Origin of the sequence: Dissulfurirhabdus thermomarina, from assembly GCF_012979235.1 — a bacterium.
GTDB classification, from domain to species: domain Bacteria; phylum Desulfobacterota; class Dissulfuribacteria; order Dissulfuribacterales; family Dissulfurirhabdaceae; genus Dissulfurirhabdus; species Dissulfurirhabdus thermomarina.
Map to the genome: position 1 here is coordinate 1 of NZ_JAATWC010000015.1, position 4,767 is coordinate 4,767.

The 4,767-nt window shown below is 67.0% G+C and carries 7 protein-coding genes; 3 read left to right on the plus strand and 4 right to left on the minus strand.

Annotation, left to right across the window (positions count from 1 at the left end):
- The 4 genes from HCU62_RS11480 to HCU62_RS11495 all read right to left on the minus strand — a co-directional run.
- The coding region (locus tag HCU62_RS11480; RefSeq protein WP_246325495.1) for a MerR family transcriptional regulator at positions 1-383 on the minus strand (383 nt) is incomplete at its 3' end.
- Positions 384-386: 3 nt separating this feature from the next.
- The gene (locus tag HCU62_RS11485) at positions 387-701 is read right to left on the minus strand and encodes a MerR family transcriptional regulator (protein WP_163299904.1); all 315 of its coding nucleotides are present in this window, start codon (positions 699-701) and stop codon (positions 387-389) included.
- A 53-nt stretch (positions 702-754) separates the two neighbouring features.
- The gene (gene nrfD / locus HCU62_RS11490) at positions 755-1,936 is read right to left on the minus strand and encodes an NrfD/PsrC family molybdoenzyme membrane anchor subunit (RefSeq protein ID WP_163299906.1); all 1,182 of its coding nucleotides are present in this window, start codon (positions 1,934-1,936) and stop codon (positions 755-757) included.
- Positions 1,937-1,959: 23 nt separating this feature from the next.
- A complete protein-coding gene (locus tag HCU62_RS11495; protein WP_163299907.1) occupies positions 1,960-2,166 on the minus strand; it encodes a hypothetical protein in 207 nt (68 codons plus the stop codon).
- Between the two features lie 648 nt (positions 2,167-2,814).
- On the opposite strand from HCU62_RS11495, the gene HCU62_RS12765 reads away from it, so the two are divergent.
- The 3 genes from HCU62_RS12765 to HCU62_RS11505 all read left to right on the plus strand — a co-directional run bounded on the left by HCU62_RS12765 (position 2,815) and on the right by HCU62_RS11505 (position 4,707).
- The gene (locus HCU62_RS12765) at positions 2,815-2,940 is read left to right on the plus strand and encodes a hypothetical protein (RefSeq protein WP_258539242.1); all 126 of its coding nucleotides are present in this window, start codon (positions 2,815-2,817) and stop codon (positions 2,938-2,940) included.
- A 146-nt stretch (positions 2,941-3,086) separates the two neighbouring features.
- Positions 3,087-4,277 (plus strand): NrfD/PsrC family molybdoenzyme membrane anchor subunit, encoded by a 1,191-nt coding sequence (gene nrfD / locus HCU62_RS11500; protein ID WP_163298185.1) that lies wholly within the window; start codon positions 3,087-3,089, stop codon positions 4,275-4,277.
- A 19-nt stretch (positions 4,278-4,296) separates the two neighbouring features.
- On the plus strand, positions 4,297-4,707 hold the full coding sequence (locus HCU62_RS11505) for a MerR family transcriptional regulator (RefSeq protein WP_163298186.1): 411 nt from the start codon (positions 4,297-4,299) through the stop codon (positions 4,705-4,707).
- The last annotated feature ends 60 nt before the right edge of the window (positions 4,708-4,767 follow it).

The window sequence follows — 4,767 nt, forward strand, 5'->3', positions numbered from 1 at the left end:
CCTTCCCTGGCCCTTTCGGCGGCCTTCCAGGCGGAGCAGTCCTTTCGTTTTTCCGGGGGGCAGTTTCGGATGTTCCAGCAGGGGGCGTAGCGGAGGAGCTGGCGGAGGCCGGCGATGCTGATGCCCTGGTCGTGGATCATGGCCCGGAGGCAGGTGATCCACTGGAGATCGTCGAGGGAGTAGATCCGGCGCTGGCCCCGGCGGACGGGCTTGACCAGGCCCTCGGCCTCGTAGATCCGAAGCGTCCGGGGGTGCACCTCCAGCATGTCCGCCGCGGTGCCGATGGCGAAGAGCGGCCGGGCGGGGTCGACCCCCGGCACCTCGGGCATGGGGGCCGGGCGGGGCCGGGGGGCGGCGTGGAGGTCTTGGGCCGGGCGGGCCATGGCTTATCCCTCGGCCCCGGGGCCGGCGGCCAGGAAGGCCTCGCAGGCCCGGCGGCGGGCGGGGGGACAGTTGCCCACGTGCCAGCAGGGCACGTGGCGGAGCAGCCGCTTGAGGGCCGCCAGCGACAGCCCCTGGTCGTCGATCATCGCCTTGAGACACCGCACCCAGTGGATGTGGGCCGGGCCGTAGTAGCGCCAGCGGCCCTTGCGCTCCGGCCGAAGGAGCCCCTCCGCCTCGTAGACCCGCAGCGTGCGGGGATGGAGGTCCAGGATCTCCGCCGCGGTGCCGATGGGGAAGAGCGCCTTGTCCGTCCGCATGGTGTGCCTCCGATCGGGGGGGCCGGGGCGGCCCCCGGCCCCCGGTTCATGCCTCAGTGGTGGCCCTGGCCGAAGACGCGCCCGAAGAAGCGCTCGCCCAGGAGGAAGCCCGCGCCGGTGAGCCCGATGCCGCCGAGCACCACCAGGAGCTCCACCGGGGAGGGGGCGTAGCCCATGTAGCTCGGAAGGTCGTCCCAGCCGTACCAGACCGGCACCTGCTGGCCGGCCACCACCAGGTCGTAGCGCTGGAAGAAGGCCCCCACCAGGACCATGAGCGAGGCCGCGGACATGGCCGGGACGCTCTGCATCCGGGTCCCCACCAGGAGCACCAGGGGCAGGACAAGCCCCACCACGTTCTCGAAGAGCCAGAAGTTGGTGGCCAGGGGGCCGCTCAAGAGGTGCGAGACCGCAAGCCGCGCCGAGTCGCTGCCGCCGGTGAAGAAGGAGATGAACCGCCAGGCCGTGGCCACCACGATGAGGAAGGCCGTCAGGGCCAGGATCTTGCCCGCGCTCTGAAGACCCCGGTAGGTGTCGCCGGTGACCGCCTCGCCCCGCATCCGGTACGAGACGTGGGTGAAGAGGATGATGGCGGCGGCGCCGCACATCACCGCGGAGCAGAGGAAGTAGACCGGCAGCTGGGCGCCGTACCAGAAGGGCCGGGCCGAGAGGGTGGCGAAGACGGCGCCGAGGTTGGTGTTGGCCCCCACCTCGGCCAGGGCCCCGAGGCCGCCGATGGCCAGGGCCACGCCCCAGCGCCCGGTCAGGATGGCGAAGAACTCCACGAACATGCACCCCACCGCCAGGCCGTAGAGGGTCCCCATCCACCAGATGTTGGAGGAGAGGTTGGGGGAGATGACGTTGTAGATGGCCATGCGCCAGGGGCTCTCGAGCTCGAGCCCGATCACCAGGAAGCCCGAAAGGATGGTCACGATGGAGAGGTAGACCGCGCGGTTGCCCAGGGGGGCCAGCGGGGTGCCGCCGAAGGCGTGGCCGATGGCCGCCAAGAGGCACAGCCCCGTGGAGGTGATGGCGAAGAAGGCGTAGGTGGAGATCAGGATGCCCCACGGGACCTCGCGGGTGACCGCGTAGGCGTGGGGGTGGCCCACGACGAAGGCGTAGAGGCCGGCGCCCACGCCGGCGGCCAGGAGCGCCAGCATGGAGAGGGTGGCCAGGCTGAACCGGGTGGTGGCCAGCCGGGGTTCCGCCGTGGTGGCGAGGGAGATGGGGTTTGCCATGGTGTGTTTCCTCCTTGCGGAATCTAGGGATTCAAGGGTTCGGGCTCCCCGGCCTCCGGGGTGGCGAGGGAGCCGAGGGAGAAGAGCACCGCCACCGCGGAGAAGGGGCCGAGGGCCAAGAAGAGCAGGAAGGAGAGGGTGAACCAGAAGGCCTCGGGGAGGGAGGCCCCGGCGGGGAGCGCGTGCTCCCCGCCGCGGAAGGCATGAAGCTTTCGGGCGAGGGTGCTCATGGGGGGCTCCTTTCTCCGGTCCCTCGTGCAGGCCGGCAAGCCTTTCGTTGGTGTGCCCGGGCCGCCACCCGGGGGGATCTGCTCGGGGCCGCCACCCCTTTGGATCCCTTTGGCACCTCCTCGTGGTGCTGTGTCGCCCCTTGGTTTTGCACCAAGTGTGCCAAGTTCGGGTGCGGGCCGGGGGGCGTTTCGTTTTTTTCTCTAAAATTGAGTTGTTAGCATTCCTCGATATAGTTTATTCGGATCGAGTTGACACCAATCGTTTACAAGTTATCTGCCGGAATGGGCGCATCCTGCGCCCCAAGAAGACGGCCCGAAGAAGCGTTCTGCGCCCATCCAAGTACTTATTTGGTTTTTTTACACTTTTTAAGAAGGTGGGCCGGGGCGGGGCGGGCTGGGGGCGGCCGGAATGGGCTCAGGTTGCGCCCTGAGAAAAGGGTCCACTGGGAGGCAGGAAAGGCGGCCCCGAAATTTTTTATTTATTTTGGACCCTTTCGTTTCCGATAAAAAGAATGCCGGCGTATCCAGAAAAAAGTTCTTATGCGCTACAAACTTTCTTGACAATCAGAGCTTCCGATGCTATTAAAAAATTGAATAGACACTCCAGGGCCGGGGCCGCCACCCCGAGACCCAAAAAGGAGGCCCAAAATGTTGGAAGGCATCCTCCTCCTCACCCTCTGGATCAGCTGCGCCACCCTCCACACCATCTACGACCTCAAGGTCAAGCCCCTCATCCAGGACAAGCTCGACCACTGGGGCGAGGCGCCGCACTAAAGATCGCCGGCTGCGGCGTCGCTTCGGCTCGTCCCAGGGGGCTCGTTACGAGAGGCCGATCACGAGACGGACGACGATGAAGTCCCATGGATGGCCCGGCAAGGCCATCCCCCAAAAAAAATCCATCAGGAAGGAGTGCTGTGTCCATGGCCAACCAAACCGCTGCGATCCCCGTCGAAAAAACCCTCACCGTCACCTCGTCCCGCGCCTACAACGCGGCCGTCGCCCTCTTCGGGCTGCTGACCGCCGTGGGCGTGGCCTTCGGCATCCACGCCTTCTTCGCCGGCCACGAGGCCGTCTACGGCGTCACCCGAGAGGTCCCCTGGGGCCTCCTCATCGCCACCTACGTCTTCTTCGTGGTCACCTCCACGGGCCTCTGCCTGGTCTCCTCCATCGGCCACGTCTTCGGCAACGAGACCTTCATGCCCATCGCCAAGCGCTCGGTCTTCCTCGCCATCGCCACCATCATCTCCGGCTTCATGGTGATCGGCTTCGAGATCGAAAACCCCTGGCGCATGGCCATCTACAACGTCATCTCCCCCAACCTCACCTCCAACATCTGGTGGATGGGGACCCTCTACGGCGCCTACCTCTTCTTCATGCTCGTCGAATTCGCCTTGCTCCAGATCGGCCGCCACAAGGAGGCCGGCATGATGGGCCTCATGGGCGTCATCTCCGGTGTCGCCGCCCACAGCAACCTCGGCGCCGTCTTCGGCCTCCTCGGCGCCCGCGAGTTCTGGCACGGGCCCTACATGCCCATCTACTTCATCACCTCCGCCATGATGAGCGGCTGCGCCGCCATCCTCTTCTTCACCTGGATCGCCTACCGCGCCAACGGCTGGCAGATGAGCGACGAGATGAAAAAGGCCCTCTCCGCCACCGGAAAGCTCGGCGCCCTCCTCATGGCCGTCATCATGTTCTTCACCACCTGGAAGGTCCTCTCCGGCATCGCCGGACACCCCCCGGGAAAGTACGAGGCCATGATGGCCATCCTCAAGGGACCCTACGCCGCCAACTTCTGGGCCGGCGAGGTGCTGCTCGGCATGGTGGCCCCCTTCCTGCTCATCCTCGCCGTGCGCGCCCGGAACATGAAGGCCCTCTTCTGGGCCGGCGCCATGGGCATGGTGGGCATCTTCTTCATGCGCTACGACCTCGTCGTGGTGGGCCAGATCGTCCCCCACTTCCACGAGTACGGCATCGTGGGGCTGCCCGAGTACTTCTCCTACATGCCCTCCCTCCACGAGGTCATGATCACCCTGGGCGGCCTCAGCCTCTGCGCCCTGGCCTTCCTCACGGGGGAGAAGCTCTTCCGGGGCCACGTCTCGGAGGCCCACTAGGGGCCGCGGCCACGGCGCCATGACCGACCCCAGGGAAAAGACCCCCGGCCGCGGCACGGTGGACCCCGCCACCCCCGTCTACCCCATCGGGGTGGCGGCCAGGCTCCTCAACGTCCACCCCCGCACGCTTCGGATCTACGAGGCGGAAGGCCTCGTCCGGCCCCGCTACGCGGGCGCCAGGCGGCTCTTCTCCCAGAACGACATCGACTGGATCGCCTGCCTGCGCTCCATGATCCACGACGAGGGCATCAGCATCCCCGGGCTCAAGAAGCTCCTCGCCCTCGTCCCCTGCTGGGCCGTGGCCGACTGCCCCCCGGAGATCCACCGAAACTGCCGGGCCAGGGTCGACCTCTCCCCCGAAAGGTGCCGGTCCTGCCGGAGGGGCGAAGAGGAGGAGGACCGCCGGGACGGACTCCCCTGCAGGTCCTGACCCCCCGGAAACACCCAACGAAAAAACAAGGAGGGGCGGCGCCCAAAAGCGCCGCCCCTC

What these genes read in the sequence shown, in the direction of transcription:
- nrfD (WP_163299906.1), bottom strand. Translation starts at nt 1,936, where the DNA reads ATGGCAAACCCCATCTCCCTCGCCACCACGGCGGAACCCCGGCTGGCC.
- HCU62_RS11495 (WP_163299907.1), bottom strand. Translation starts at nt 2,166, where the DNA reads ATGAGCACCCTCGCCCGAAAGCTTCATGCCTTCCGCGGCGGGGAGCAC.
- HCU62_RS11485 (WP_163299904.1), bottom strand. Translation starts at nt 701, where the DNA reads ATGCGGACGGACAAGGCGCTCTTCCCCATCGGCACCGCGGCGGAGATC.
- HCU62_RS12765 (WP_258539242.1), top strand. Translation starts at nt 2,815, where the DNA reads ATGTTGGAAGGCATCCTCCTCCTCACCCTCTGGATCAGCTGCGCCACC.
- nrfD (WP_163298185.1), top strand. Translation starts at nt 3,087, where the DNA reads ATGGCCAACCAAACCGCTGCGATCCCCGTCGAAAAAACCCTCACCGTC.
- HCU62_RS11505 (WP_163298186.1), top strand. Translation starts at nt 4,297, where the DNA reads ATGACCGACCCCAGGGAAAAGACCCCCGGCCGCGGCACGGTGGACCCC.